The sequence below is a fragment of the Ruegeria profundi genome (assembly GCF_049800715.1).
Lineage (GTDB): Bacteria > Pseudomonadota > Alphaproteobacteria > Rhodobacterales > Rhodobacteraceae > Ruegeria > Ruegeria profundi_A.
In genome coordinates this window covers 368,766-392,626 of record NZ_JBNAFO010000001.1, presented here as the reverse complement: position 1 = coordinate 392,626, position 23,861 = coordinate 368,766, and the positions used below count along the sequence as shown (strand labels likewise).

Here is a 23,861-nt window from a genome sequence, read left to right as displayed (position 1 = left end):
AAAGACCCTCTCAGGGCTTGAAACGCAGGGGTTCACGCCCGGATCGCCAATGCATGTCATCATGCGCGACAGCGAATGCCTGCCGTTTGGTGCCACTTAGATCTCCCCCGAGCCTGCCGTTTATTTTTGCAGGACCTTAATGCAAATGGCGGGCGGGGAAAACTGCTATCTGGTCAAGCCGCGCAGCGCGGGCTAGGTCTTGGGGAACAGATTTTGAGGAGTTTGCTATGAGCAGTCTGGTACCAATCCGTTTTGAGGCTTTTGACGTGGATGCCATGGCGCAGGCGGAAGGGCGCGTGGCAATCATCATTCCCGCGGATGGCAAGATGAGCCCCGCCGTGCGGCGTTCCAACAAACTGACGCGTGGAGCGGTTGCTCGATTGGTGGAAAGCGATCGGTTCGAAAAGGTGAAAACCGGGGATGTGATCTCTTTGGCGTGGCCGGTTGGAATGGCCGCGCACGCGTTGGATATCGTGGTCCTGCCGCGCCGCCCCGAAGCGGATGAGGCGCGCAAAGCGGGCGCGGCATTGGCAAAACTGACCGGTGGCAAAGACCTGTTGGTGATGGCGGGCAATCAGGTGCGCGTGGAAGATCTGGCGATGGGCATCGCTCTGCGCAGTTACGATTTCGACGTCCACAAAACCAAGGATAGCGATGCGGCAGGTTCGGTCACGATCAGCCACAGCAAGCATGACGAGGCCGAGGCGGCCTTTGCACCGATGTATGCGGTTGCCGATGGGGTGCGGATGACTCGCGACTTGACGAATGAGCCTGCAAACATCCTGACCACCACCGAATTCGCCGACCGTCTGGACGAGATGAAATCGCTGGGCCTCGAGGTCGAGGTGCTGGAGGAAGACAAGCTGGCCGAACTGGGCATGCGCACGCTGCTGAGCGTGGGGCAGGGCTCAGTCAGCCCGTCGAAAGTTGTGGTGATGCAGTGGAACGGGGGCGACAAAGACGATGCGCCGCTGGCGCTTGTCGGGAAGGGCGTTGTGTTCGACACCGGAGGGATCTCGCTGAAACCGGCGGGTGGCATGGAAGACATGACCATGGACATGGGCGGCGCAGGGGTTGTGGCCGGCACCATGCGGGCGCTGGCCAAGCGCAAGGCCAAGGCCAATGTGGTTGGTCTTGTGGGGCTGGTCGAGAACATGCCCTCAGGCAATGCGACCCGTCCGGGCGACGTGGTGAAATCAATGAAGGGCGATACGGTCGAGATCATTAACACAGATGCTGAGGGCCGTTTGGTTCTGTGCGACGTGATGTGGTACGCGCAGGAAAGGTTCTCTCCGGTTGGTATGATCGATCTGGCAACCCTGACCGGGGCGGTCATCATCGGACTTGGCCATGAGAATGCAGGTGTCTTCTCGAACAATGACACCTTCTGCGATGCCTTCCTGAAATCGGCCAAGGCCGAGGACGAAGGCGCATGGCGGCTGCCGTTGGGCGCGGCCTACGACAAGCAGTTGAAGTCACGTATCGCGGATATGAAGAATGTCGGCGGGCGGCCTGCGGGTTCGATTACGGCGGCGCAGTTTCTCCAGCGGTTCGTCAAGGAAGAGACACCATGGATTCACCTCGACATCGCCGGTGTTGCCTCGGTCGCGGCTGAGACATCCTATGCCCCCAAAGGCGCCACAGGCTGGGGCGTGCGTGCGCTGAGCCGCTTTGTGCAGGACAATTTCGAGTAAACCCATGGGGGCCGTCTATTTCTATCACCTGACCCGTCAGCCGCTGGAGCATACTTTGCCGGTCCTGCTGGACAAGGCGCGTCAGGCCGGGTGGAAGATCGCCGTGCGGGGGACTGATCCTGCGCGGCTGGACTGGCTGGATGAAAAACTGTGGTTGGGACCCGAGGACGGGTTCCTGCCGCATGGACGAGCCGGTGGGCTGCACGATGCGATGCAACCGATCCTGCTGACGTCGGACATGCAGGCCGCAAACGATGCCAGCTGCGTGATGGCGGTGGACGGGGCCACGGTTGACCCGGATGAGGTCGCCGCTTTGGACCGGGTTTGCATTCTGTTCGACGGCAATGACATGGAGGCCGTTCAACATGCGCGTGGCCAATGGAAAGCGCTGACCGGCGCGGGATGTTCAGCGCAATACTGGTCCGAGGAATCGGGCCGTTGGGAAAAGAAAGCCGAAGCCTAGCGCGCGGCTGTTGCGGAAATCAGGAGAGCGACAAATGGAAATGAAGCCTTTGGGCCGCACCGGGATCATGGTGTCTGATCTGTGTCTCGGGACGATGACATTCGGATCGCAAACCTCGGAAGCGGACGCGCATACGCAGATGGACGTGGCGCTGGCGGCCGGGATCAATTTTGTCGATGCCGCCGAGATGTACCCGGTCAATCCGGTCGCCAAAGAGACGATTGGCCGGACCGAGGAAATCCTTGGCAACTGGAATGCTGCCAATACCGCGCGTAGGGGGGATTATGTTCTGGCCACCAAGCATTCCGGTGAGGGGCTTCGCTTTGTCCGCGATGGCGCGCCGATCACCGCTCAGACAATCCCCGAGGCCATCGAGGGCTCACTGAAGCGTTTGAAGACCGACTATATCGACCTCTATCAGTTTCACTGGCCCAATCGCGGCAGCTATATGTTCCGGCAGAACTGGACGTTCTCCCCGAAGGGGCACAACACCGATGAAGTGCTGGAGAATATGCAGGAGTGTCTGGAGGCGCTTCAGGTTCAGGTCGACAAGGGCAACATCCGGGCCTTTGGATTATCCAATGAAAGTGCCTGGGGGACAGCGCAATGGCTGCGTTTGTCCGAGCAGATGGGTGCACCGAGGGTGGCGTCGGTTCAAAACGAATACTCGCTGCTGTGCCGGCTGTTTGATACGGACATGGCCGAGTTGAGCGTTCATGAAGATGTAGGCCTGATGGCGTTCTCGCCTTTGGGGACGGGTTTGCTGACCGGCAAATATCAGGGCGGCGCCATTCCCGAAGCCTCGCGCATGTCACTGACGCCTGAACTGGGGGGGCGCAAGTCCGAGCGGGTTTTTGATGCCGTTGACGTCTATTTGCAGATCGCTGCGCGGCATGGGCTGGACCCGACGCACATGGCGCTGGCTTGGTGCCGGACCCGGCCGTTCATGATGTCAGCCATCTTTGGCGCAACGACAGTGGCGCAGTTGGAGCATATCCTGTCTGGCGTTGATCTGCGCTTGTCGGATGAAGTTCTGTCCGAGATCGAGGCGGCGCACAAAGCGCATCCGATGCCGTATTGAGACGTTTCGGGTTTTACCTAGATCGCCAAGTGACAAGAATTTCCCGAGAACGCGGAAAGCGTGGCGGGTATTCGTGTCGCAGGCTTAACCCGAAGCGATCTAGGGGGCGCTGCCCCCGCCGCGCGTGCCGCGCGCCTCCCCCGAGGTATTTCTGGCCAGATGGAGTGGATCCGGTCAGTGATGGGTGGGGTAGGCACCATCCTGTCTGAGGTCACGGGCCGACAAACCGTGGGCTGTGCGGAAGGCGCGGGCAAAGCTGGATTGCGAGGTGAACCCGGTGGCCTGAGCCACGTCCATCAGCGACATGTCGGTATCGGTCACCAGTCGGCGGGCCTCGGCCATGCGCAGTTGCAAGTAGTGGTCCTGCGGCGTGGTGTTGAGGCGCAGGCGAAACTGCTGTTGCAGAGTGCGGGGGCTGGTGCCCAGCCGGTCGGCGATATGGGCCAGTGGCAGCGGATCGTCGAGGGCGGCCTCCATCAGGCTATTGGCCTTGGACGTCAGCGCGGAGTGGTGGTTCGCCTTGGGGGCGTCTGTTTTGGTTTGGGCCGGAGCGCCTTCGCATAGGAATTGGTTTGAGACACGTGCAGCAAAGCTTGCGCCATGACGTGCCGCGATGATGTGCAGTATCATCTCGACCGCGGGGATCGCGCCGCCCGAGGTCAGACGGTTTTCGGAGATTGCGAAGCGGTTTGCTTGAACATCGACCTTGGGAAAGCGGCTCGCGAAACTGTCAAGATCGTCCCAATGGGTGGTCGCGGTGTGACCATCGAGCAGACCAGCCTCGGCCAGCAGCCAGGGCCCTCCGTCTATGCCGGCCATGGTGGCACCCGTGGCCGCGATACGCCGCAATCCCGCGAGAAGGCTGGGTGTTGCTTGGCGGGCCATTTGAAATCCGGCAACCACAATCATCAGGTCGCAGCTTTGCAGACGGGCCAGCGGGATACCGGTAACGGCGAGCGCACTGGTCAGCATGACCGGCGCGTCCGTCGGGGTCACATAGTCCCAATCAAAGGCCGGGCGATCGGCCAAACGATTGGCCGCGCGCATCGGGTCCACGGCCGAGGCGAAGCAGAGCGTGCTGCATTCATTCAGAACCAACAGCGCCGTTTTCAGGGCACGATGTTCCGGTTGCAGTATGTTTTTTGCGGATTTCATCAAGTTCGATTCGCATTCTGGCAAGTGTTTCCACAAGGCTGCGCCAGAGGCGGCGGTTGCGCAAATCGGAATCCGGGGAGAAGCCTGGGGAAAACATTGGTCAAAACTGGGTATAACTTGGGGAAAACGTTTTCGCCCGGAAAACGGCAGGTATTCCATTGTTAGGAGCCCGCCCATCAGACAGGGCCGGGCACCGTGTTTCGATCTGCTGGCCAGCCGAATTGGCCCGCGAACCGGATGGGCGGAGCGTGTTGTTTTTGAGGGCGCGACAAGCGCGTGGAGCTAGGTGTCAGCCTTGATTCGGACCTCGGATCTGGCGGATTGTGCGGCGGACGGCCTGCCAGTCTTTGGCCTCTTGTGTGTTTCCGGCGGCCTCACATTCGCGCATCTTCTGAGCGGCTTCTGCCTCGGCCCGGTCGCCGTGCGCGGAATATAGGGCGCGTGCATATTGAGCTGTTTGTAGTGCGTCCATTCTGATCATCCTCCGTAGAGTGTCTGCGCGTTCGCGGTGTCACTATACTACAGGAACCGGAAAACCGCACGTTTGAGGCGTCAGCCCTTTGCAATCTCGTCCCGCAATCCGCGCAGATATTCCGGGAATCGGCGGGCGGTCATCTCAGCCTCGCGGATCAGAGTATCGAAATGCCGGCTGAACACCTCGATCCGGTCGCGGTCGCGGAAGGCCATATAGTGGCTGCCCGCATAGAAGACGCAAAGAAGGGGCCCGAAGATCGTGACAGGTGCGGAGTACAGGCGTTTGGCATCGAACAGATAGATGCGCAGGCGGGGATAGTGCTGCTCGCTGAGGTCCAGAAGGTGGTCGATCTGTTCCAGACGCACGGGCAAAGGCAGCCCTTCGTAATAGCCGGTGCCGAGGGCGAAGCTGCGGATCTCGTACAGAGGCATGGCGATCTCATAGTCCGACTGGGCGCTGCGCATCCAGGACAGGCGATCCTCGGACGCGCCAATCGCTTGATCTGCAGTGCGGCCCAAATGCGGGGCGTATTCCCATTCGAGGATCGCCCGCGTCTTGAGCATATCGGGCAGGGTGGCGGGCACGTAACGGATTTTGTAGCCTGCAGCCTCTTGATGCCATTGGAAAATACGCTCATCGACAAGGGCGCGGGGGGCCTCGGTCATGGTCAGAGAGCTCGCCAGCAATTCCGCGGCGCTTTCGGGACGGTCCGACAGGCTTAACAGCCAATCCGCGGAAACGCCCAGAGCAGAAGCGCAACTGCCGACTACATGGGCGTTGGGCAAGCGGGCGCCTTCATCGGTCAGCAGCTGTGATACGGTCGAGCGGTCGACACCGATATGTCGGGCAAGACCGCTTTGGCTGACACCGGTGTCCTCCATCGCACGGGAAAGTCGCTGGCGAAACTGAGCAGCGCGGACTCGTTTGTCGATTTTCTCTATCATAAGGAGATAAATATCATTTCTGATGATTTTTGTTAATCATATTCAGAATTCCCAACACACCACCCGTTGAGTAACGCTTTCGTGATAACAACAAGAAACGGGGTCCGGAATGGAAACGCGACGAAGATCTGTCGTGAAAGCACTCATTTGGAATGTGATGGGTTTTGTGATGATGACGCTGGTGGGCCTGATCGCCACCGGGTCGGTTGCCTTGGGTGGCGTGGTGGCGCTGGTCAACACCGCCATCGGCCTGACGCTCTACATTGTCTATGAGCGGGTCTGGGCTGGGATCTCGTGGGGGCGTCATGGGGAAAGCTGAAACGCCCGAATGGGGCACATTGGCCCTGATCGCCGCATGTTACGCCGCCTGGTTGATTGCCACTTTCTACGTTGCTGGTTGGAGCCTGTGGCTCGCGATCCCGACGATGGGCGCGGTTGCCGCCCTTCATTCCTCTCTGACGCATGAGGCGTTGCACGGACATCCGTTTCGCACGAAATGGTTGAACGAGGCGTTGATGGCCCTGCCATTGACCCTGTTCATTCCATTTAACCGGTTTCGCGACCTACACCTTGCGCATCATCAGGATTCGAACCTGACAGATCCCTATGATGACCCCGAAAGCAACTACCATGACCCAAAGGTCTGGGCGCAGCTGTCTGGATGGCAAAAGAGGCTGCTTGCCGCCAACAACACCCTGCTCGGGCGCATGGTGTTGGGGCCTGCGATCGGGCAATTTACGTTTCTGCGGGACGAATGGAACAGCCTGATCGGTGGTGACCGTTCGGTCGCTCTTGCATGGGCGCTGCATATCCTCGGAGTTGCGGTGGTTCTGTGGGTCGTCGCGCATTCCTCCATGCCGATTTGGGCCTATGTCATGTCGGCCTATATCGGGTTGGGTCTTGTGAAAATCCGCACCTTCCTTGAACATCGCGCGCATGAGAAATCGCGCGCCCGCACGGTGATCGTCGAAGATCGCGGAATCCTGGCTTTCTTGTTTCTGAACAACAACCTGCACGTGGTTCATCATATGAACCCATCGGCCCCTTGGTACGAACTACCCGCGCTCTATCAATCGGGGAAAGAGCGATATCAGGACTGTAACGAAGCCTATGTCTACGCGTCTTATGCCGAGATCTTCAGGGCGTATTTCTGGCGGGCGAAGGACCCGGTGCCGCATCCGCTCTGGCCAAAACCCTGATTTAACGACAGAACGGAATTCATGAGTTTATGGATTCCAATCACCATCGCCGCCGCCGGTTTTCAGACGGTCCGGTTCATGCTGCAAAAATCGCTGAGCAGCGTGAAACTGTCTGCGGCGGGGGCAACCTTTGCGCGCTTTGCCTATTCCTTGCCTCTGGCTGTGGTGGGGCTGGTCGTGGCCATTCAGGTCACCGGGTTGAGCCTGCCCGATTTGTCCGCGCGGTTCTGGGTGTTTGCGATCATCGGCGGCACCTCGCAGATCCTTGCGACGATCTGTGTTGTCGCCCTGTTTAAGCAGCGCAACTTTGCCGTCGGTATCACGTTCAAGAAAACCGAAGTCATCCAAACCGCGATCGTTGGATTTGTGGTGCTGGGCGATCAGGTCTCGACCGGGGCATTGGGTGCGATTGTCGTGGGGCTTCTGGCGGTTCTTCTATTGTCCAAAACCCCCGAAGGGGACGGGGCGTGGTGGCAGCATCTGACCAATCGCGCTTCGCGGCTTGGGCTGGGCTCGGGGGTGCTGTTCGCTTTCTCCTCAGTCAGTTATCGCGGTGCTTCGCTTGAGCTGGGCGATATCGACGCGTGGTTTCGCGCGTTGGTCACGCTGACCGCAGTGGTCACGTTCCAATTCGTCAGCATGGGGATCTGGCTGCTGTGGCGCGACCGGGCCGAGTTGCGTGCGGTCTGGAACACGCGCCGAACCGGCGTGTTCGTTGGCCTGACCAGCTTGTGCGGATCGTTCTGCTGGTTCTTCGCCTTCACCTTGCAAAACGCGGCCTATGTAAAAGCACTGGGACAGGTCGAGCTATTGCTTAGCCTGCTTGCCTCGACCCTGTTTTTTCGTGAAGTCATCACCCGGCGCGAGATCGCCGGGATGCTGTTGCTGGGTGCGTCGATTCTGGCGCTGGTGCTGTCGATCTAAAGCGTTTTGCATTTTGCCCAAGGCGCAAGCATCGAAATGCGTGTTCGATCGTAGGAAGAGGCAGCGCATTTTGATTCAAACCAAACGCAAAGCGATCCAAGCGCCAGGGATTAACCCGCGCGGCGTTCATCAAAGCTGAGGGCGATGAAGCTGGGCAGATGATCGCCCATGCCGACAACGGCCGGGCCATGATCGTCCTTGCGGCCACGACCGCGACCTTTGTGTTCGCGGGGCTCGCGCTCTTTCTTGCCTTCGCTACGCTTGCCTTCCGCTGCTTTGGCGGGTTTCTCGGCTTTCGGCTTCTCGGGCTTTGGTTCTTCCTTGACCGGGTTGTCGAGGCGCGGAATTTCCTTCTGGATCAGCTTTTCAATCGCATCCAGAGCCTTTTCGTCACGACCTGAACAGATCGTCACGGCTTTGCCTTCACGTCCGGCACGGCCCGTGCGGCCAATACGATGAACATAGTCCTCGGCATGGCCGGGCACGTCGAAGTTGAACACATGGCTAACCGACGGGATATCCAGACCACGCGCCGCCACGTCCGAGGCAACCAGCAGGCGCAGCGACCCATCGCGGAACCCGTCCAGCGTCTTCATCCGCTGCGACTGGTCCAGATCACCATGGATCGCGGCGGCGTTATAGCCATATTTCTTCAGGGATTTCGCGCAGATATCTACATCCGTCTTACGGTTGCAGAAGATGATCGCGTTGGTGCATTTGTCACCTTCGGCGTCGATCAGCGCACGCAGAACCTTGCGTTTGCCGCTGGCTTCGCGATCCCGGCGACCGCCTTTGAACATCACCACGCCCTGTTCAATCGTCTCGGACGCGGTGGCCTGACGGGCGACCTCGATCCGGGCAGGGGCGGACAGGAAGGTGTCGGTGATGCGTTCAATTTCGGATGCCATAGTGGCCGAGAAGAACAGCGTCTGGCGCGTGAAGGGCGTCAGCGAGAAGATACGCTCGATATCGGGGATGAAGCCCATATCCAGCATCCGGTCGGCCTCATCCACGACCATGATCTGCACGCCGGTCAGCAACAGCTTACCGCGTTCGAAATGGTCCAGAAGACGCCCCGGCGTGGCAATCAAGACGTCTACGCCCCGGTCGATCAGGGCCTCTTGCTCTTTAAAGCTGACACCGCCGATCAGAAGGGCCTTGGTCAGTTTCAGATGTTTGGAATAGGTGTCGAAATTCTCGGCGACCTGCGCGGCCAATTCCCGTGTCGGGCACAGCACCAGCGAGCGTGGCATCCGCGCACGGGCGCGACCGCGGGCCAGCAGGGTGATCATCGGCAGCGTGAAGCTTGCGGTTTTCCCGGTGCCGGTCTGGGCAATGCCCAATACGTCGCGCCCTTCAAGCGCTGGGGGAATCGCGCCTTCCTGGATCGGAGTGGGGGTTTCGTATCCGGCTTCCTCAATGGCTTTGAGGACCTTCGGGTTCAGGTTCAGTTCGGTAAACTTTGTCATATATGTCCGATTATTGCGGACACTTGACCTGGCCCGCGCGTCTGCGTCATGCCGGGTCAATCTGACCATGCGCACCATGCGCGTTTCGGCTTGAGGCGGGACATAACAAAAACGTGGGGCGGGGTCAAATGAACTGAAATCCCGACGGCGTCAACCGGCTGGAAAAAGCATTTTTTGCAACAATTCAGCAGCTTCCGGGAAAGTGTTTCGCCACTTTTTCATCCAGATGCAACGGGCGGTGCCGGATCTGACCATGTGCCTCAAGCCGAGCACGGACGTCCGGGTCAGCGGCGCTGAGTTCATCATAAAATGCACGCAGCCCATCAACACCATGGGCAGACTCGATCTGGCTGAACAGCTCGTTCTTGTTCACGCCGCCCTGATCGCGAGGCAGGTTCGGGGACATGCCGGGTTTGTACGAGCCACGCTCCATCCGGAAGCGGTAGTGTTTGAACCAATGCTCCCAACTCGGGGCGTGATGGTGGCACAACTCCAGTCCCGGCAGCTCGAATTTGCAGGGCAGGAGGGTCTTGTCCTGAAACAGGTTGTGGATGCGAAAACTCAGCTTTTTCAAACCCGTGCGCACGATCAATTTGCCCTGCACATGGCTGAGGAATCCCCCATGAACATGGGCGCCATAGGTGGGGTAAAGCGCCTGCACCAAAGCCTCACGGTCCGGGCCTTTGGGGATATGCGCTTTGTACAGGTTTTCGGCCTCGGCAATGGACTCGATCGGTCGGACCCGAACGGCGGGGATATCTGCGGGCACGGTTTCAAGCAGCTCCGGGATGGGAGCGTCCGCCCACAGAAACTCATCCACATCAATATGGGCCAGCCAATCCAGATCGGTTTTGCGATAGGTATAGCTGGCATGGGTGGATTGGCGCACCTGATGCTTGCCCGGCCGCGTCCGGTTCCGGCTTAGCCAGAATGCGTCATCGCAGAGTGTCACCTGTACCTTCGGGTGCTGCTCCAACTGGTGCTGCGCCTCGGGGTTGGGCTCATCGAGGTAGATGTACAGCCGGTCGGCCCCCAGATCCAGGTGATGGGCCGCAAACCGCAGGGTATCCTGCGCGGGTCCTCGCACCATGGAGACGACACCCCATGTGGTCATCGTCGCTGCATCCGGGCGAGACGGCGTTCGCGCATCTTTTTCAAGCGACGAAAGACAGTTCCGGGGTCTTTGTTCAACTCGCTCATCAGGTGATCCGCCAGCGGTGCGATGGTCGGATCGGTCAGCGACTTGGTCCAGATCGGCGCGATTAGCGACACGGCCAACCCGCCGCGCTCCAGTGAGAAAGACTGCATCTGCAACGGTAGCGGAGCGGTGCTCTTGCCGCGAAACCAATGGGTTTCCTCCGGCCCGCGTTTGGAGAACAACCGTTCGAACTCATAGAGCTTCATCAGCCCAAACAGCATCCGCAGTGCTTGACCAACCTCGCGTTGTGTTGGGGTGTCGCCGTGATCGGCAAAGGTTTGCACCGACGAGACGAGCCAGCGCAGATCAAGCGCTTCGAGGAGATGCTGGGATTGTTCGGCCCAGAGCCGCCGGAACAAAGCGGGCGTGTGACGCGGATAGGAGCGTTTGCGCAGATTGGCGATCAACTGGGCGTTCAGGAAGGCAAGTTCCGAATTGCCTACAAACTCGGTCGCGATCTTGGCGCGCTTCTGGTCCCACGCGGTGGCATCGTCGCTTTCGGGGGCGAGGGTCGCGCATTCCGGCACGATCTGCTGCGCCATTGCGTCTAGGTCAACGTCGAGATCGGGCAGGGGGCGGGCACCGAACACAAAAGGCGCGCGCCTGTTTTCCAGGATCTCCAGCATATCGGGCAGGCCGCCGGGAAAGGTCAGGTCGTCATCGCTCATGCGGGCAGAATTGCACAGCCGGGATTGGCTGCGCAATCAGGCAGTTGGATCACACCATCATCTCTTTGGTCGCCGTCAGGGTCAGCGCCGGATAGTCACGCACAACCCGGTCGATATCCCATTGTAGGCGGGTCAGATAGACAATGTCGCCGTCGTGGTCATGAGCGATATGCTGTTTGTTGGCGTTGACGAATTTCTCAACCTCGGCCTTCTCGCCGCTGACCCAACGGGCCGAGGTGAACTGAGACGCCTCAAATCGCACCGGCAGGCCGTATTCCATCTCGATCCGGCTGGCGAGCACTTCGAATTGCAACGCTCCCACGACGCCCACGATAAAGCCCGAGCCGATCGAGGGTTTGAACACCTTGGCCGCGCCTTCTTCGGCAAACTGCATGAGCGCCTTTTCCAGGTGCTTGGCCTTCATCGGATCGCCCGGACGGACCGTTTGCAGCAGTTCTGGTGCGAAGGACGGGATGCCGGTCACGCGGATCGCTTCGCCTTCGGTCAGCGTATCGCCAATGCGCAGCTGGCCGTGGTTCGGGATGCCGATGATGTCCCCGGCCCAGGCTTCCTCAGCAAGTTCCCGGTCAGAGGCAAGGAACAGGACGGGGTTCGAGATCGCCATCGGCTTTTTCGACCGCACATGGGTCAGCTTCATGCCACGTTTGAAATGCCCCGAGGCCATACGCACAAAGGCCACACGGTCGCGGTGCTTGGGGTCCATGTTGGCCTGCACCTTGAAGACAAACCCGGCGACCTTCTTTTCATCCGGGGAAATCTGACGGGGTTCGGCCGATTGGATCTGCGGCTGAGGACCATAGGCGCCTATACCCTCCATCAGCTCTTTCACGCCGAACGAGTTGATCGCCGAGCCGAACCAGATCGGGGTCATGTGCCCCTCTAAAACGGCCTGAGGGTCGAGCGCGGGCAGAAGCTCGCGCGCCATTTCGACCTCTTCCAGCAGCTTCTCCAGCAGGTGTTCGGGCACGTGTTCGGCCAGTTTGGGATCGTCCAAACCGTCGATCTGGATGCTTTCGGCCACTTTGTTGCGGTCGGCGCGGTCCATGAGCTCAAGCCGGTCGCGCAGCATGTCGTAGCAGCCGATGAAGTCGCGGCCCACGCCAATCGGCCATGCGGCAGGCGTGACGTCGATCGCCAGCATCTCCTGAATTTCGTCGATGATCTCGAACGTATCACGGCTTTCGCGGTCCATCTTGTTACAGAAGGTCAGGATCGGCAGATCGCGCAGACGGCAGACCTCGAACAGCTTCTGTGTCTGGCTCTCCACACCCTTGGCACCGTCGATCACCATCACAGCCGCATCCACCGCAGTCAGCGTGCGATAAGTATCTTCCGAGAAATCGCTGTGACCGGGCGTGTCGACAAGGTTGAACCGGAAATCCCCATAGTCGAACGACATCGCCGAGGCGGATACCGAGATACCCCGATCCTTCTCCATCTGCATGAAGTCCGACCGCGTGCGCCGCGCCTCACCCTTGGCGCGCACCTGACCGGCCATCTGGATCGCGCCCCCGTACAACAGGAACTTTTCCGTCAGCGTCGTCTTGCCCGCATCCGGGTGCGAGATGATGGCGAATGTCCGACGACGAGCGATCTCGGGCGGCAATACGGGTTGGTTCGAGGCGGTATCAAGCATGAGCGCGCGTATAGGCGGGGAAACCCGCCGAAGCAAGACAAACGGACTGGTTCGAATCGGCGAGCTGTGGCAAAGAGAACATATAGTGAACAAATTATGGGAGTGAACCAATGGAATTGAAAGAGATTGCAAACGAGCTTGTCGCCGGTTGCCGCGAAAATCGAACCGCCGAAAATCTGGGTAAACTCTACGCCGCAGATGCTGTCTCGGCTGAGGCCGTGGATGACGTTGGCATGGGGCGTGAGGTTCAGGGTCTGGATGCCATTCGCGGCAAACACGAATGGTGGGATAGCGCGACAGAGGTCAGCCATGTCTCGGTCAGTGATCCGATGTTGCATGGCGACGACCGCTTTGCCGTGATTTTCGAGATCAAGGGCAAGTTCATAGAAAGCGGCGAGAATTTCGATATGAGCGAAGTGGGTGTCTACCACGTGGCCGATGGCAAGATTGTGAGGGAAGAGTTCTTCTACTAAGGCCTGTTGAATTCTGGTCTTCTCTGTCTGGCTGGTGCTAGACATGCGGGCAACAACAGACAGAGGGGATCAGAATGGATCTTGGAATTCGCGGCAAGCGTGCGTTGGTGTGTGCCAGCAGCAAGGGGCTTGGACTGGGCTGTGCCGAGGCGTTGGCCGAAGCGGGCGTTGATCTGGTGATGAATGCGCGCGGTGCTGAAGCGCTTGAAGCCGAAGCAGCGCGGTTGCGTGCGGACCATGGCATTGCGGTTGAAACGGTGGCTTGCGATGTGACCTCAGCCGAAGGTCAGGCGCAGGTGATCCAGGCCGCGCAAGGTATTGATATTATGGTCACAAATGCGGGCGGGCCGCCTCCGGGGTTGTGGTCAGACTGGGATCGTGAGGACTTCATCAAGGCACTGGATTCCAACATGCTGACGCCGATCGCTTTCATGAAAGCACTGCTGCCAGGGATGATGGACAAAGGTTGGGGGCGGGTGGTGAATATCACCTCGCAATCCGTGCGTGCGCCGATCCCGGCTCTGGGTCTTTCGAATGCTGCGCGCACCGGGCTGACCGGCTATGTGGCCGGAACGGCGCGTCAGGTCGCCCCGCTAGGTGTGACGATCAACAACCTGCTTCCGGGGATTCATGACACCGACCGCGCCTTGTCGCTGGATACCGGTGTGTCCAATCAACAGGGCATTTCGCTGGATGAGGCCCGCGCGGCCCGGTCCGCCACGATCCCGGCGCGCCGCTATGGCACGCGTCAGGAATTCGGCGCGGCCTGCGCTTTCCTGTGTTCTCAACATGCGGGCTTTATCGTTGGGCAGAACATCCTGCTGGACGGTGGCGCAACCAATTTGACGATGTAGGAATGGCACAGAATTTCTCTCTGAAGGACCAATTGTTCAACATGGAAAAGACCCGCTATCTGGCGGGTTTGTTCCAGTCGGCGGACCCGGATTTCGACGCCGAGGCGTTCGAAGCGCAGGTCATGTCGCGCCTGTTGGATCTGGAGCTGAAAGAGAGAATGACCTGGATCGCCGATTGCCTGCAGCAGTCCTTTCCGGGCTATCTGCCAGCGGTTGCGCCTGTGGTCCTGCGCGCCTTGCCGCCGCCATTGGATCCCAGCAAGACAGATGATGATTTTGGCGATTTCATCTTTGCGCCGCTTGGGGAGTGGGTTGTCGCCGTTGGAGCCGAGCATCCAGAGCTGGCTCTGGACGTGTTGGAGGAATTGACTCAGCGATTTTCGATGGAATGGGCGATCCGTCCGTTCCTGAACAGCCACCCCGATCTGGTCTTGGCGCGGATGCAGCGTTGGAGCAAGCACGACAGCTATCATGTGCGCCGTCTGGTCAGCGAGGGCACACGGCCCCGCCTGCCATGGGGGCAGGCGGTTGGTCTCGCGGTGACCGACCCCTTGCCTTTGCTGGATCGTCTGCATCGGGACACAACACGCTATGTAACGCGCTCGGTTGCGAACCATCTGAACGATATCACCAAAAAGGACCCCGATCTGGTTCTGGACTGCCTGCAGCGCTGGCGCGAGGCAGGTGAGCAGGACGAGGCAGAGTTGGAGTGGATGATCTCTCACACCCTGCGTGGGCTTGTGAAGGCGGGGCGTCCGGGGGCGATGAAGATGCTGGGCTATGACCCGGACGCGGATGTCATTGCAGACATTTCGCTGGACGGCGAGGCCCGGATCAATGACGCTTTGGCGTTCACGGTCGAGTTGCAAGGGTCTTCTGACCAACCTGTTCTGGTGGATTATATCATTCACTTTCAACGCCCTAACGGAAAAACTTCAGCCAAGGTTCACAAGCTGAAACAGGCCGCGCTGAAGAACGGCGCGTTGCGTCTGGACAAACGCCACAAGCTCAAAGGCAATGCGACCACGTTCAAACTGGTGCCGGGTGCGCATCGGCTTGAGGTTCAGGTGAACGGAAAAATCCGCGCCGGTGTCGATTTCGAGCTGCTTGCGGAATAGCTGATCCCTTGCGCCGGATGGGCGGGGTTGCTATCCCCGCTCAAGCCCGATGGAATTGATCGGGAAAGGCAACAGGACTCATCTGTGACAGGCAACACACCTCCTCCTCGTTTGGAAATTCGCAATATGATCCGCCGGTTCGAAGGCCGGGTTGTGGTGGATGACGTCTCGCTGACGGTCGAGGCCGGGCGGGTGACCTGCCTGCTTGGGCCGTCCGGCTGCGGCAAATCCACAACCTTGCGGATGATCGCCGGGGTCGAGATGCAGGACTCGGGCGAGATCTATGTCGATGGCAAGCTGATCTGCGATACGGTGTTCCGCGTTCCGCCTGAACGCCGCGAGATTGGGTTGATGTTTCAGGACTTTGCCCTGTTCCCGCATCTCAGCGTGGCCGACAACGTGAGTTTCGGCCTGAAAGGCAGTAAGGATCAAAAACGCGCCCGGGTTGAGGAACTGCTGACCAAAGTCGATCTGATGCGGTTCATTGACGGGTTCCCGCATCAACTGTCCGGTGGAGAACAGCAGAGGGTGGCTTTGGCGCGCGCTCTGGCCCCGCGCCCCCGGATCATGTTGATGGACGAGCCGTTCTCGGGTCTCGATAACCGTTTGCGCGACGGTATCCGGGATGAAACGCTAGCGATCCTGAAAGAGGAAGACGCCGCCGTTCTGCTGGTCACCCACGAGCCGGAAGAGGCCATGCGCATGGCCGATGAGATCGCCCTGATGCGGGGCGGCAAGATCGTGCAACAAGGCGCGCCCTACAACGTCTACACGCGGCCAGCGGACAAGGCGGCCGTGGCCTTTTTCAGTGATGTCAACGTGTTGCAGGCGCAAGTGAATGGTGCTTTGGCCGAGACCCCGTTCGGACAGTTCCTTGCACCGGGCTTTCCGGACGGCACCGATGTCGAGATTGTTTTCCGCCCCCAACACCTCCGGCTGGATTTCGACCGAAACGGCAAAGGGCCTTTGCCCACGGCCACAGACGGCGTCGCCGCGCGGGGCGTTGTTGAACGCGCCCGGTTCCTGGGCAATGAAAGTCTGGTCGAGTTTCGGATGGACTATGACGGCTCGATCCTCAAGGCGACGGTTCCGAACGTGTTTGTCCCCGCGCCTGGGCGGGCGATGTGGCTGACCATCCGACGCGACCGCTGTTTCGTTTTCCCTAGATAGAACGCAATTTACCCGCAAGTGGTGCGCGAAAGCCGCAGATTGCGGGCCTGCATTGCTTGCCGCAACGCGGGGTCGGGTCTATCAAGGGCGAAACGCGGGGGTGGGACGGTCATGCGTATTCTGATTACCAATGATGACGGCATCAATGCGCCGGGGCTGATCACGCTTCAGGCGATTGCAAAGGATCTGTCCGGACCCGGCGGTGAGGTCTGGGTCGTGGCCCCAGCATTCGAGCAATCCGGTGTCGGCCACTGCATAAGCTACACCCATCCCATGATGGTCGCCAAACTGGATGAGCGGCGATTTGCTGCCGAAGGCTCTCCGGCGGATTGTGTTTTGGCGGGCCTGCATGACGTGATGAAGGATTGCCCGCCCGATTTGGTGTTATCTGGCGTGAACCGGGGCAACAACTCGGCGGAAAATACACTCTACTCCGGCACTATTGGCGGCGCTATGGAGGCCGCTTTGCAGGGTGTGCCGGCCATTGCCTTGTCGCAGTATTTCGGCCCACGCAATCTGGGGCTCGAGGATCCGTTCGAGGCCGCCAGTCGCTTTGGCGCCGATCTGGTGCGCCGCATTCTGGACGCAACCCCTGCAGAGCAAGGCGATTACCGCCTGTTCTACAATGTGAACTTCCCACCCGTTCCCGCCGATGAGGTTCTGGGCACTCGCGTTGCCCCGCAAGGGTTCCGCCGCGATACGCATTTCTCGGTCGAGCCGCATAGTTCGCCTTCGGGGCGGCGGTTTCTGTGGATCAAGGGCGGATACCAGCACAACCCGACCGCGCCCGGCACGGACGCGGCGGTCAATCTGGAAGGCTATATCTCGGTCACACCGATGCGCGCGGATCTAACCGCGCATGACACGCTAGAGGCATTGAAGTCGATCGAATGAGTGGACTGGACCCAGAAACCGTCATGCAGTTCCTGTTTGCCCTGCGCAAGCGGGGCGTGACCGATGCGCGTGTCCTGGCCGCGATGGAAGCGGTCGACCGGGGGCGCTTCGTCACCGGCCTGTTCGCCGACCGCGCTTACGAGGATATGCCGCTGCCCATCGCCTGCGGTCAGACGATCAGCCAGCCCTCGGTGGTGGGGTTGATGACACAGGCACTGGATGTGCGTCCGCGTGACACTGTTCTCGAGATCGGGACCGGGTCGGGGTATCAGGCGGCGATCCTCGCGAAACTGGCGCGTCGCGTTTACACGGTTGAACGGCACAGGCGGCTTGTTAGCGAGACCGGCAAGCTGTTTGCCGAACTGGGGCTGACCAATGTCACGTCGATGCTGTCGGATGGCTCGTTCGGTTTGCCGGAACAGGCACCCTTTGATCGGATCATCGTGACCGCGGCGGCTGAGGACCCGCCAGGCCCGCTCTTGGCGCAGCTGAAAATCGGGGGTATCATGGTGCTACCCGTCGGGCAGTCGGATGCGGTGCAGCAGTTGATCAAGGTGACGCGCACCGAGACCGGTTTGGACTATGATGAATTGACGTCGGTTCGGTTCGTGCCGCTGCTTGAAGGGCTTGGCAAGGACGAGACGTAACAGGTTTTTTTTGGAATGGATCGCCGGAACCCCGGACAACAGGGGCAGGTGTTGAGGACAAAAGTCATGAGAGCAGTTACCAAATCAACGATGCGCCGTTGTGCGACCGGAGTTGCGGCTCTGGCCATTCTGACCGGGTGCGAGGGGCCGTTGGACTACGACCTGCGCGGGCAGCTTGGCGGGTTTTCCACCACGGATGCGGCGCAATCCGCCACCACCAGCCGCCCTGCGCCCGATGCGCGGGGGGTGATCACCTATCCGAACTATCAGGTCGCCGTGGCGCGACGGGGCGATACCGTGCGCGATGTGGCGGCTCGGGTCGGCCTGCCGGAAGGTGAGCTGTCACGGTTCAACGGCTTGCAGACAACCGACGCGCTGCGCGAGGGTGAGGTTCTGGCCCTGCCGCGATCTGTTGGGGCGTCAAGTGGTGTGGATATTGCCTCAATCGCCGGAAACGCGATTGATCAGGCCCCGGATACGGCCGGGGTGCAGACGACGCTGCTGAAGCCGGTTGAACCGGCGCCAACGCCTGCGCCGGTCGCCTCTGGACCGGAGCCGGTGCGCCACAAGGTGAAACGGGGCGAGACGGCCTTTACCATCTCGCGCCTCTATCGGGTGCCAGTTGAAGCTCTGGGAGAGTGGAACGGGTTGGGCCCGGATTTCGCCATTCGCGAGGGGCAGTATCTGTTGATCCCGGTCAAGAACCAGGCCGCCCCGCGTCAGGCGGCGGCAGCGGCTCCGGTCGCTGCGACAGAGGTGACGCAACCGGGGCAGGGTTCTCCGACACCGACACCGCCGAGTGCGACCCAGCCGCTACCGGATGAGCAGGTCGCGCCGCTGGCCGAGGCTCCCGTGGCGCCGGATGTCACAGCTGAAGCGCCGACCAGAAGTTCCGGCAATTCCGCGCTGTCCTTGCCGGTCGCGGGCAATATTATCCGGACATATGACAAGGGTAAGAACGAAGGCATCGATATCGCGGCCGCTCCGGGCACGTCGGTCACTGCAGCCGAGGCAGGCACCGTGGCCGCGATTACCGCAGATGCCGATCAGGTGCCGATCATTGTTGTGAAGCATAACAATGACTTGCTGACGGTTTATGCAAATGTCGAGGATATCACCGTCAAGAAAGGTGATCGCGTGCGGCGAGGGCAGAAATTGGCGGAACTGCGCGGCGGCGACAATGCGTATGTTCATTTCGAAGTCCGCAAAGGCTTCGAATCGGTTGATCCTGAGCCGTATCTGAGGTGACCAGAATGGCCCGTTCCGGGCCATGCCTCCGGCGGGGATATTTTTAGCCAGATGAAGGGCGGATCACCCGTGTGGATCGAAGTCACTTAGGCGTTTCCCCGGCTCGTCTGCGAATAGCTCGGGCAGGGGTGTGACGGTTTCGATCAGGTCGATGCGAAAAACGCGAAAGCCGTTGCGCAGCTCGCACCATGCGGTGAGGGTCCAGACGCGGCCCCAATACTCCATATGGAGGGGGCGGATGGTGCGTTCGGTCAAGGTGCCGTCGATGCGGCGGTATGACAAGTGCAGCTTCTGGCGGGATTTGATGGCGGCGCGGAGCGGGGCCATATGTGCCAATCCGCGCGCGGCATCGGCGAAGGGGTAGACTGCGAATTTCCAAGTATCGGCCTCGGCCACAACCTGCGTGGGCAGGACGGCGTCAATCTTTTCTGCGAGTGACTCGGCTGCGGCTTTCAGGTCCGGGTCAGCTGCTTCGGCGACGATGGCCATTCCGAGGTTCAGTGCCTCAAGCTCGGCCGTGGTCAGGTTGAGTGGGGGCAGGGTGATCTGCTCGCGAACCATGTAACCCACGCCGCGTTCGCCTTCGACGGGAACACCCGAGGCGACCAATGTGTCCATATCGCGATAGATCGTACGGACCGACACCTCGAGACGGTCCGCGATGTCCTGCGCGCGGTGCAGTTTGCCGTCGCGCAGGATCTGGATGATATCGAACAGTCGATCAGTGCGGCGCATAATACGCCGTTCTGACCTGCGTCAGGTCATTTTCCATAGGACTGCCTCATGCCGCATCTGCATGCTTTCGGGGTTGATGGCTGCCATCAGGGCCGGTGCAAACTCCTGTTGAGGGAATTCTGCAGCCGCCGTCCGAGCGGCCTTCATATCTTGCCAAACGACATAGTCCGTCCAGCGACCGTCTTCCCCTTGACTGAGGTGGCGATGGGCAAAGCCGGGTGCTGCGCGCACGAAGCTCTCGGTCGATTGGCTGAGTTTGACGAAGGCCTCGGGTGAGGTGCCCTCGGCCAGGGTGAAGGTGACGATTTCGGCGACATGGGTCATGTGTTTCTCCGTTGACCAGGTTGCGATACCGCTGTCCTAGCCGGTTACACCTGACATAAACCTGTCAGTTGAGAAAAGCGAGGGCCATGAATCGGCAAGATCACATCAAATTTGCCGCTCGAATTGGCTCGGCCACCTTTTGAGAACGCGGCTTGCGGCGTAAACACGGGGTCAGAAAAGGGTTCAGGCGCAGTGCGCCTTTGAGAAGGAGAATAAACATGCTCAACAATATCGGACTTCCCGGCCTGCTGCTGATCGCTGTTGTGGTGCTGGTGCTGTTTGGCCGCGGAAAAATCAGCTCGCTGATGGGTGAGGTTGGCAAAGGCATCACATCGTTCAAGAAAGGCGTCAAGGAAGGCGCGGACGAGCTGGAGCAGGATGCAGCCGAAGTGGCCAAGGACGTCACGCCCGAAACCGAGAAAGACAAGGTCTAAACCCGGATGTTTGATCTGGGCTGGACAGAGCTTCTGGTCATCGGCATCGTTGCCCTGATTGTGGTGGGACCGAAAGACCTGCCCGTGCTGTTTCGCAATGTCGGTCGGTTTGTCGGCAAGGCCCGCGGGATGGCGCGCGAATTCACCAGCGCCATGAACGAGGCTGCTGATCAGGCAGGTGTGAACGAGATCAAGAAGGGTCTGAACGCGGCCACGAATCCCGTGAACAGCGCGATGGACGGTGTGAAAAAGGCCGCTCAGGATCTGAGCAGCAGTATCGACCCCACCAAGTTCGATCCTGAAAGCGAAACGGGCAAGCTGGCGGCTGAGCGGGCGGAACAGGCCAAGAAGATTCAAGCCACCTCCGCCCGCGCCGCTGCCGAGCGCAAGGCCAAGGAAGCCGCTGATGCGCTGGCCAAAGCCGAAGAGGCCGAAGCCGCGCTGAACACTGAGAACAAGACATGAGCAAGACCGACGAAATCGAAGACAGCTCGGCCCCGCTGATCGAGCATCTGGCCGAATTGCGCACACGACTCATTCACTGCGTCGTGGCGTTTTTGATCGGTATGATCATCTGTTTCACGGTTGCGACGCCTCTTTTCAACTTCCTGACGCATCCTTTGTGTGAGGTGTTGAATGAGCGTGGGCAGGATTGCGGGCTGATCTTCATCTCGCCGCAGGAAGGCTTCTTTGTTGCGATCAAGGTGTCGCTGCTAGGGGGCTTCATTCTGGCGTTCCCCTACATCGGGATGCAGATGTGGCGCTTTGTTGCTCCGGGGCTATATAGGTCTGAAAAGAACGCGTTCCTGCCGTTCATGTTGGCCTCGCCCTTCATGTTCCTGTTGGGGGCAAGCTTCGCTTTCTACGTCGTAACGCCGTTGGCCTATGACTTTTTCCTCGGGTTCCAGCAATTTGGCGCGGAAGGCGAGGCCGTCGTGGATGGCGCCACCTCTGCACCGCTGAGCGTCGTGTTCCAAGGCTCCGCTCAGGAATACCTGAACCTGACAATCAAGTTCATCGTGGCCTTCGGGTTGTGTTTCCAACTGCCCGTGTTGCTTACGCTGATGGGCAAGGCGGGGCTGGTCACGGCTGAGGGGCTGGGGAGTGTACGTAAATACGCGGTAGTCGCCATTCTGGTGCTTGCTGCGCTCGTGACGCCTCCCGACGTGATCACACAGATCATTCTGTTCGTAGTGGTCTACGGCCTTTATGAGGTGTCGATCTTCCTTGTGGCGCGTGTCGAAAAGAAACGCGAAGAACAACTCCGCGCGGATGGCTACTATGATGACGAGGCCGAAGCGGATGAAGACCTGATGCAGGAAGAAGACGGGAAGTAATCCCCTGCTGTTTTCAAGACAGGCGCGCCCATGACAGGCGCGCCTTTTTCATTGGAACCCCTTGTTGCCTAAAGCCGAACGTGGTTTGACATCGTCGGAATAAGACCCCGGAGGCCACCATGGACACTCAAGCCCTGAACCGTATCGCCGACGCTTTAGAGCGGATGGCTCCGGCCCCTCTGGCCGCACCGGACTTCAATGCCGCGCCGGCCTTCGTCTGGCAAGTTGAGCCTGACCGGCTAGAGCCTGTCCCTAAGGTCAACCGCGTGGATCTGGATCTGTTGGTGGGCATTAACCGTTCGCGCGATACGCTGTTGGACAACACAAGGCGCTTTGCGGCGGGGTACAAGGCCAACAACGCACTGCTTTGGGGCGCGCGAGGGATGGGCAAATCCAGCCTCGTAAAGGCCGTCCACGGCACGCTGCAAACCGAGTATGCAAACCTGAAACTGGTCGAGCTTCAACGCGAAGACATGAACTCGGTCGCGCGCCTGTTGAACCACCTGCGCGCCGCGCCGCACCGGTTCATCCTGTTCTGCGATGACCTGTCGTTCAGCCACGATGACCAGCACTATAAGTCGCTCAAGGCTGTATTGGATGGCGGCATTGAAGGCCGCCCGGAAAACGTGGTGTTCTACGCCACCTCGAACCGTCGCCACCTGATGCCACGGGACATGATCGAGAACGAACGCTCCAGCGCTATCAACCCGTCGGAAGCGGTCGAAGAAAAGGTCTCGCTGTCCGACCGTTTCGGGCTTTGGCTCGGCTTCCACCCCTGTGATCAGGATGAATATCTGGCCATGATCGACCGTTACTGCGCCGCCTACAAGGTGTCGGTCGACCCGGACACCCTACGTGCGGAAGCCATCGAATGGCAGGCGACGCGCGGGTCACGCTCGGGCCGTGTTGCCTGGCAATTCTTCGTCGATCTCGCCGGGCGCAACGGCGTCCATATCGCGTGATCCCAGCTTCATCTGGCTAAAAATACCTCCGCCGGAGGCATGGCCCAAAGGGCCATTCCCTACAACAACGCCAGAATCCGAGCCGCTTCGTCCGCTGTGCTGGTCAGCACATCGCGATCCTCACCGGGGTGAAACCGCGCGCGCACGGCCGTCGGCATCGGAGCGGGCTCCACAATCGACACTTTGGGCCCAGTCCGTTCAGTCTCAACCTGCCAACTGTGTGCCAGAGCCATCTGGGCGGCCTTGGTGGCGCCGTAGATGCCGTAGAACTTCTCGCCCGCTTTGGGGTCATCAAAGAACACGGCATGCCCGGCCTCACCCAATAGAGGCGTCACATAAGGGATCAGGACCGAGGTGGCATTGGCGTTGGTGTTCATCGCCTTTGTCCACTCTTTGGAATCAACGAAATGCGCCGGTGTGAGGGCCGAGGTGTGGACGGCCGTGTGCAGCCACAAATCCACTTTGCCCCAGCGATCATGAATACCTCTGCACAGGGTGGCCATCGCGTTTGGATCGGTGATGTCCATGGGCGCAAGGGTGGCCGAACCGCCCTTGGCTTTGATCCGGTCGTCCAGCTCTTCCAACCCGCCGGTGGTACGGGCGACGGCGACGATGTGATACTCGGGGGCCAGCGCTTCGGCCAGGGCTGCGCCCAACCCGCGAGAGGCCCCAGTGACGAGGGCAATTTTGGTCTGATCGGTCATTGCAGCGGTTTGAACGCCCGCGCGCGGGTCGTCA

General features: G+C 60.0%; 27 protein-coding genes. 17 read left to right on the top strand and 10 right to left on the bottom strand.

Annotation, left to right across the window (positions count from 1 at the left end; translation table 11 throughout):
* The first annotated feature begins 227 nt into the window (after positions 1 to 227).
* Genes ACP15L_RS01950 through ACP15L_RS01940 form a run of 3 tightly spaced genes read left to right on the top strand, consistent with a single transcriptional unit; the run spans position 228 to position 3,238 of the window.
* Positions 228 to 1,694: a leucyl aminopeptidase gene (locus ACP15L_RS01950; RefSeq protein ID WP_425082923.1), complete on the top strand. Its 1,467-nt coding sequence runs from the start codon at positions 228 to 230 to the stop codon at positions 1,692 to 1,694.
* Between the two features lie 4 nt (positions 1,695 to 1,698).
* On the top strand, positions 1,699 to 2,157 hold the full coding sequence (locus ACP15L_RS01945) for a DNA polymerase III subunit chi (protein WP_170373908.1): 459 nt from the start codon (positions 1,699 to 1,701) through the stop codon (positions 2,155 to 2,157).
* Between the two features lie 34 nt (positions 2,158 to 2,191).
* A complete protein-coding gene (locus ACP15L_RS01940; protein WP_425082922.1) occupies positions 2,192 to 3,238 on the top strand; it encodes an aldo/keto reductase in 1,047 nt (348 codons plus the stop codon).
* Positions 3,239 to 3,412: 174 nt separating this feature from the next.
* Here the strand turns inward: ACP15L_RS01940 and ACP15L_RS01935 are convergent, their stop codons facing one another.
* From ACP15L_RS01935 to ACP15L_RS01925, 3 genes are all read right to left on the bottom strand, one after another.
* Positions 3,413 to 4,393 (bottom strand): GlxA family transcriptional regulator, encoded by a 981-nt coding sequence (locus ACP15L_RS01935; protein WP_425082921.1) that lies wholly within the window; start codon positions 4,391 to 4,393, stop codon positions 3,413 to 3,415.
* Positions 4,394 to 4,682: 289 nt separating this feature from the next.
* Positions 4,683 to 4,865 (bottom strand): hypothetical protein, encoded by a 183-nt coding sequence (locus ACP15L_RS01930; RefSeq protein WP_170373905.1) that lies wholly within the window; start codon positions 4,863 to 4,865, stop codon positions 4,683 to 4,685.
* An 80-nt stretch (positions 4,866 to 4,945) separates the two neighbouring features.
* Entirely contained in the window at positions 4,946 to 5,812 is an 867-nt protein-coding gene (locus ACP15L_RS01925) for a helix-turn-helix domain-containing protein (RefSeq protein ID WP_425082920.1), read from the bottom strand.
* A gap of 109 nt (positions 5,813 to 5,921) precedes the next feature.
* On the opposite strand from ACP15L_RS01925, the gene ACP15L_RS01920 reads away from it, so the two are divergent.
* From ACP15L_RS01920 to ACP15L_RS01910, 3 genes are read left to right on the top strand one after another with little or no spacing between them, the layout of a single operon-like run.
* Complete coding sequence (locus tag ACP15L_RS01920) at positions 5,922 to 6,131, top strand: DUF2061 domain-containing protein (RefSeq protein ID WP_425082919.1); 210 nt, start codon at positions 5,922 to 5,924, stop codon at positions 6,129 to 6,131.
* Positions 6,118 to 7,011, top strand: coding sequence for a fatty acid desaturase (locus tag ACP15L_RS01915; RefSeq protein ID WP_425082918.1), 894 nt, complete (start codon positions 6,118 to 6,120; stop codon positions 7,009 to 7,011). The genes ACP15L_RS01920 and ACP15L_RS01915 overlap by 14 nt, the downstream gene beginning before the upstream one ends.
* A gap of 21 nt (positions 7,012 to 7,032) precedes the next feature.
* A complete protein-coding gene (locus ACP15L_RS01910) occupies positions 7,033 to 7,935 on the top strand; it encodes an EamA family transporter (RefSeq protein WP_425082917.1) in 903 nt (300 codons plus the stop codon).
* Positions 7,936 to 8,045: 110 nt separating this feature from the next.
* Here ACP15L_RS01910 and ACP15L_RS01905 read toward each other — a convergent pair whose 3' ends face one another.
* The 4 genes from ACP15L_RS01905 to ACP15L_RS01890 all read right to left on the bottom strand — a co-directional run bounded on the left by ACP15L_RS01905 (position 8,046) and on the right by ACP15L_RS01890 (position 12,927).
* Positions 8,046 to 9,404 (bottom strand): DEAD/DEAH box helicase, encoded by a 1,359-nt coding sequence (locus ACP15L_RS01905; protein ID WP_425082916.1) that lies wholly within the window; start codon positions 9,402 to 9,404, stop codon positions 8,046 to 8,048.
* A 184-nt stretch (positions 9,405 to 9,588) separates the two neighbouring features.
* The gene (locus ACP15L_RS01900; RefSeq protein WP_425082915.1) at positions 9,589 to 10,518 is read right to left on the bottom strand and encodes a glycosyltransferase family 2 protein; all 930 of its coding nucleotides are present in this window, start codon (positions 10,516 to 10,518) and stop codon (positions 9,589 to 9,591) included.
* On the bottom strand, positions 10,515 to 11,270 hold the full coding sequence (locus ACP15L_RS01895) for a hypothetical protein (protein ID WP_425082914.1): 756 nt from the start codon (positions 11,268 to 11,270) through the stop codon (positions 10,515 to 10,517). Before ACP15L_RS01895 ends, ACP15L_RS01900 begins: the two co-directional genes overlap by 4 nt.
* A 49-nt stretch (positions 11,271 to 11,319) precedes the next feature.
* The gene (locus tag ACP15L_RS01890; RefSeq protein WP_425082913.1) at positions 11,320 to 12,927 is read right to left on the bottom strand and encodes a peptide chain release factor 3; all 1,608 of its coding nucleotides are present in this window, start codon (positions 12,925 to 12,927) and stop codon (positions 11,320 to 11,322) included.
* Positions 12,928 to 13,037: 110 nt separating this feature from the next.
* Between ACP15L_RS01890 and ACP15L_RS01885 the strand changes: the two genes are divergently transcribed.
* The 7 genes from ACP15L_RS01885 to ACP15L_RS01855 all read left to right on the top strand — a co-directional run bounded on the left by ACP15L_RS01885 (position 13,038) and on the right by ACP15L_RS01855 (position 19,331).
* Complete coding sequence (locus ACP15L_RS01885; RefSeq protein WP_170373896.1) at positions 13,038 to 13,400, top strand: SnoaL-like domain-containing protein; 363 nt, start codon at positions 13,038 to 13,040, stop codon at positions 13,398 to 13,400.
* Positions 13,401 to 13,474: 74 nt separating this feature from the next.
* A complete protein-coding gene (locus tag ACP15L_RS01880) occupies positions 13,475 to 14,254 on the top strand; it encodes an SDR family oxidoreductase (protein WP_425082912.1) in 780 nt (259 codons plus the stop codon).
* Positions 14,255 to 14,256: 2 nt separating this feature from the next.
* Positions 14,257 to 15,372: a hypothetical protein gene (locus ACP15L_RS01875; protein WP_425082911.1), complete on the top strand. Its 1,116-nt coding sequence runs from the start codon at positions 14,257 to 14,259 to the stop codon at positions 15,370 to 15,372.
* Between the two features lie 126 nt (positions 15,373 to 15,498).
* On the top strand, positions 15,499 to 16,542 hold the full coding sequence (locus ACP15L_RS01870) for an ABC transporter ATP-binding protein (protein WP_247748213.1): 1,044 nt from the start codon (positions 15,499 to 15,501) through the stop codon (positions 16,540 to 16,542).
* Positions 16,543 to 16,653: 111 nt separating this feature from the next.
* Positions 16,654 to 17,436 (top strand): 5'/3'-nucleotidase SurE, encoded by a 783-nt coding sequence (surE, locus tag ACP15L_RS01865; protein ID WP_425082910.1) that lies wholly within the window; start codon positions 16,654 to 16,656, stop codon positions 17,434 to 17,436.
* On the top strand, positions 17,433 to 18,083 hold the full coding sequence (locus ACP15L_RS01860) for a protein-L-isoaspartate(D-aspartate) O-methyltransferase (RefSeq protein ID WP_170373891.1): 651 nt from the start codon (positions 17,433 to 17,435) through the stop codon (positions 18,081 to 18,083). Before surE ends, ACP15L_RS01860 begins: the two co-directional genes overlap by 4 nt.
* Before the next feature lie 66 nt (positions 18,084 to 18,149).
* Positions 18,150 to 19,331: a peptidoglycan DD-metalloendopeptidase family protein gene (locus ACP15L_RS01855; RefSeq protein ID WP_425082909.1), complete on the top strand. Its 1,182-nt coding sequence runs from the start codon at positions 18,150 to 18,152 to the stop codon at positions 19,329 to 19,331.
* Positions 19,332 to 19,394: 63 nt separating this feature from the next.
* Here the strand turns inward: ACP15L_RS01855 and ACP15L_RS01850 are convergent, their stop codons facing one another.
* Both ACP15L_RS01850 and ACP15L_RS01845 read right to left on the bottom strand, forming a co-directional pair.
* Entirely contained in the window at positions 19,395 to 20,066 is a 672-nt protein-coding gene (locus ACP15L_RS01850) for a helix-turn-helix transcriptional regulator (RefSeq protein ID WP_425082908.1), read from the bottom strand.
* Between the two features lie 21 nt (positions 20,067 to 20,087).
* Complete coding sequence (locus tag ACP15L_RS01845; protein ID WP_425082907.1) at positions 20,088 to 20,390, bottom strand: hypothetical protein; 303 nt, start codon at positions 20,388 to 20,390, stop codon at positions 20,088 to 20,090.
* A 218-nt stretch (positions 20,391 to 20,608) separates the two neighbouring features.
* Here ACP15L_RS01845 and ACP15L_RS01840 point away from each other — a divergent pair, with 218 nt between their 5' ends.
* The 4 genes from ACP15L_RS01840 to ACP15L_RS01825 all read left to right on the top strand — a co-directional run bounded on the left by ACP15L_RS01840 (position 20,609) and on the right by ACP15L_RS01825 (position 23,123).
* Positions 20,609 to 20,824, top strand: a complete 216-nt coding sequence (locus tag ACP15L_RS01840; RefSeq protein ID WP_170373887.1) for a twin-arginine translocase TatA/TatE family subunit — start codon at positions 20,609 to 20,611, stop codon at positions 20,822 to 20,824.
* A 6-nt stretch (positions 20,825 to 20,830) separates the two neighbouring features.
* Positions 20,831 to 21,289 (top strand): Sec-independent protein translocase protein TatB, encoded by a 459-nt coding sequence (gene tatB, locus ACP15L_RS01835; protein ID WP_170641881.1) that lies wholly within the window; start codon positions 20,831 to 20,833, stop codon positions 21,287 to 21,289.
* Positions 21,286 to 22,161 (top strand): twin-arginine translocase subunit TatC, encoded by an 876-nt coding sequence (gene tatC / locus ACP15L_RS01830; RefSeq protein WP_170483497.1) that lies wholly within the window; start codon positions 21,286 to 21,288, stop codon positions 22,159 to 22,161. Before tatB ends, tatC begins: the two co-directional genes overlap by 4 nt.
* Before the next feature lie 119 nt (positions 22,162 to 22,280).
* Positions 22,281 to 23,123, top strand: a complete 843-nt coding sequence (locus ACP15L_RS01825; RefSeq protein ID WP_425082906.1) for an ATP-binding protein — start codon at positions 22,281 to 22,283, stop codon at positions 23,121 to 23,123.
* A gap of 59 nt (positions 23,124 to 23,182) precedes the next feature.
* Here the strand turns inward: ACP15L_RS01825 and ACP15L_RS01820 are convergent, their stop codons facing one another.
* Positions 23,183 to 23,827, bottom strand: coding sequence for an SDR family NAD(P)-dependent oxidoreductase (locus ACP15L_RS01820; RefSeq protein WP_425082905.1), 645 nt, complete (start codon positions 23,825 to 23,827; stop codon positions 23,183 to 23,185).
* Between the last annotated feature and the right edge of the window lie 34 nt (positions 23,828 to 23,861).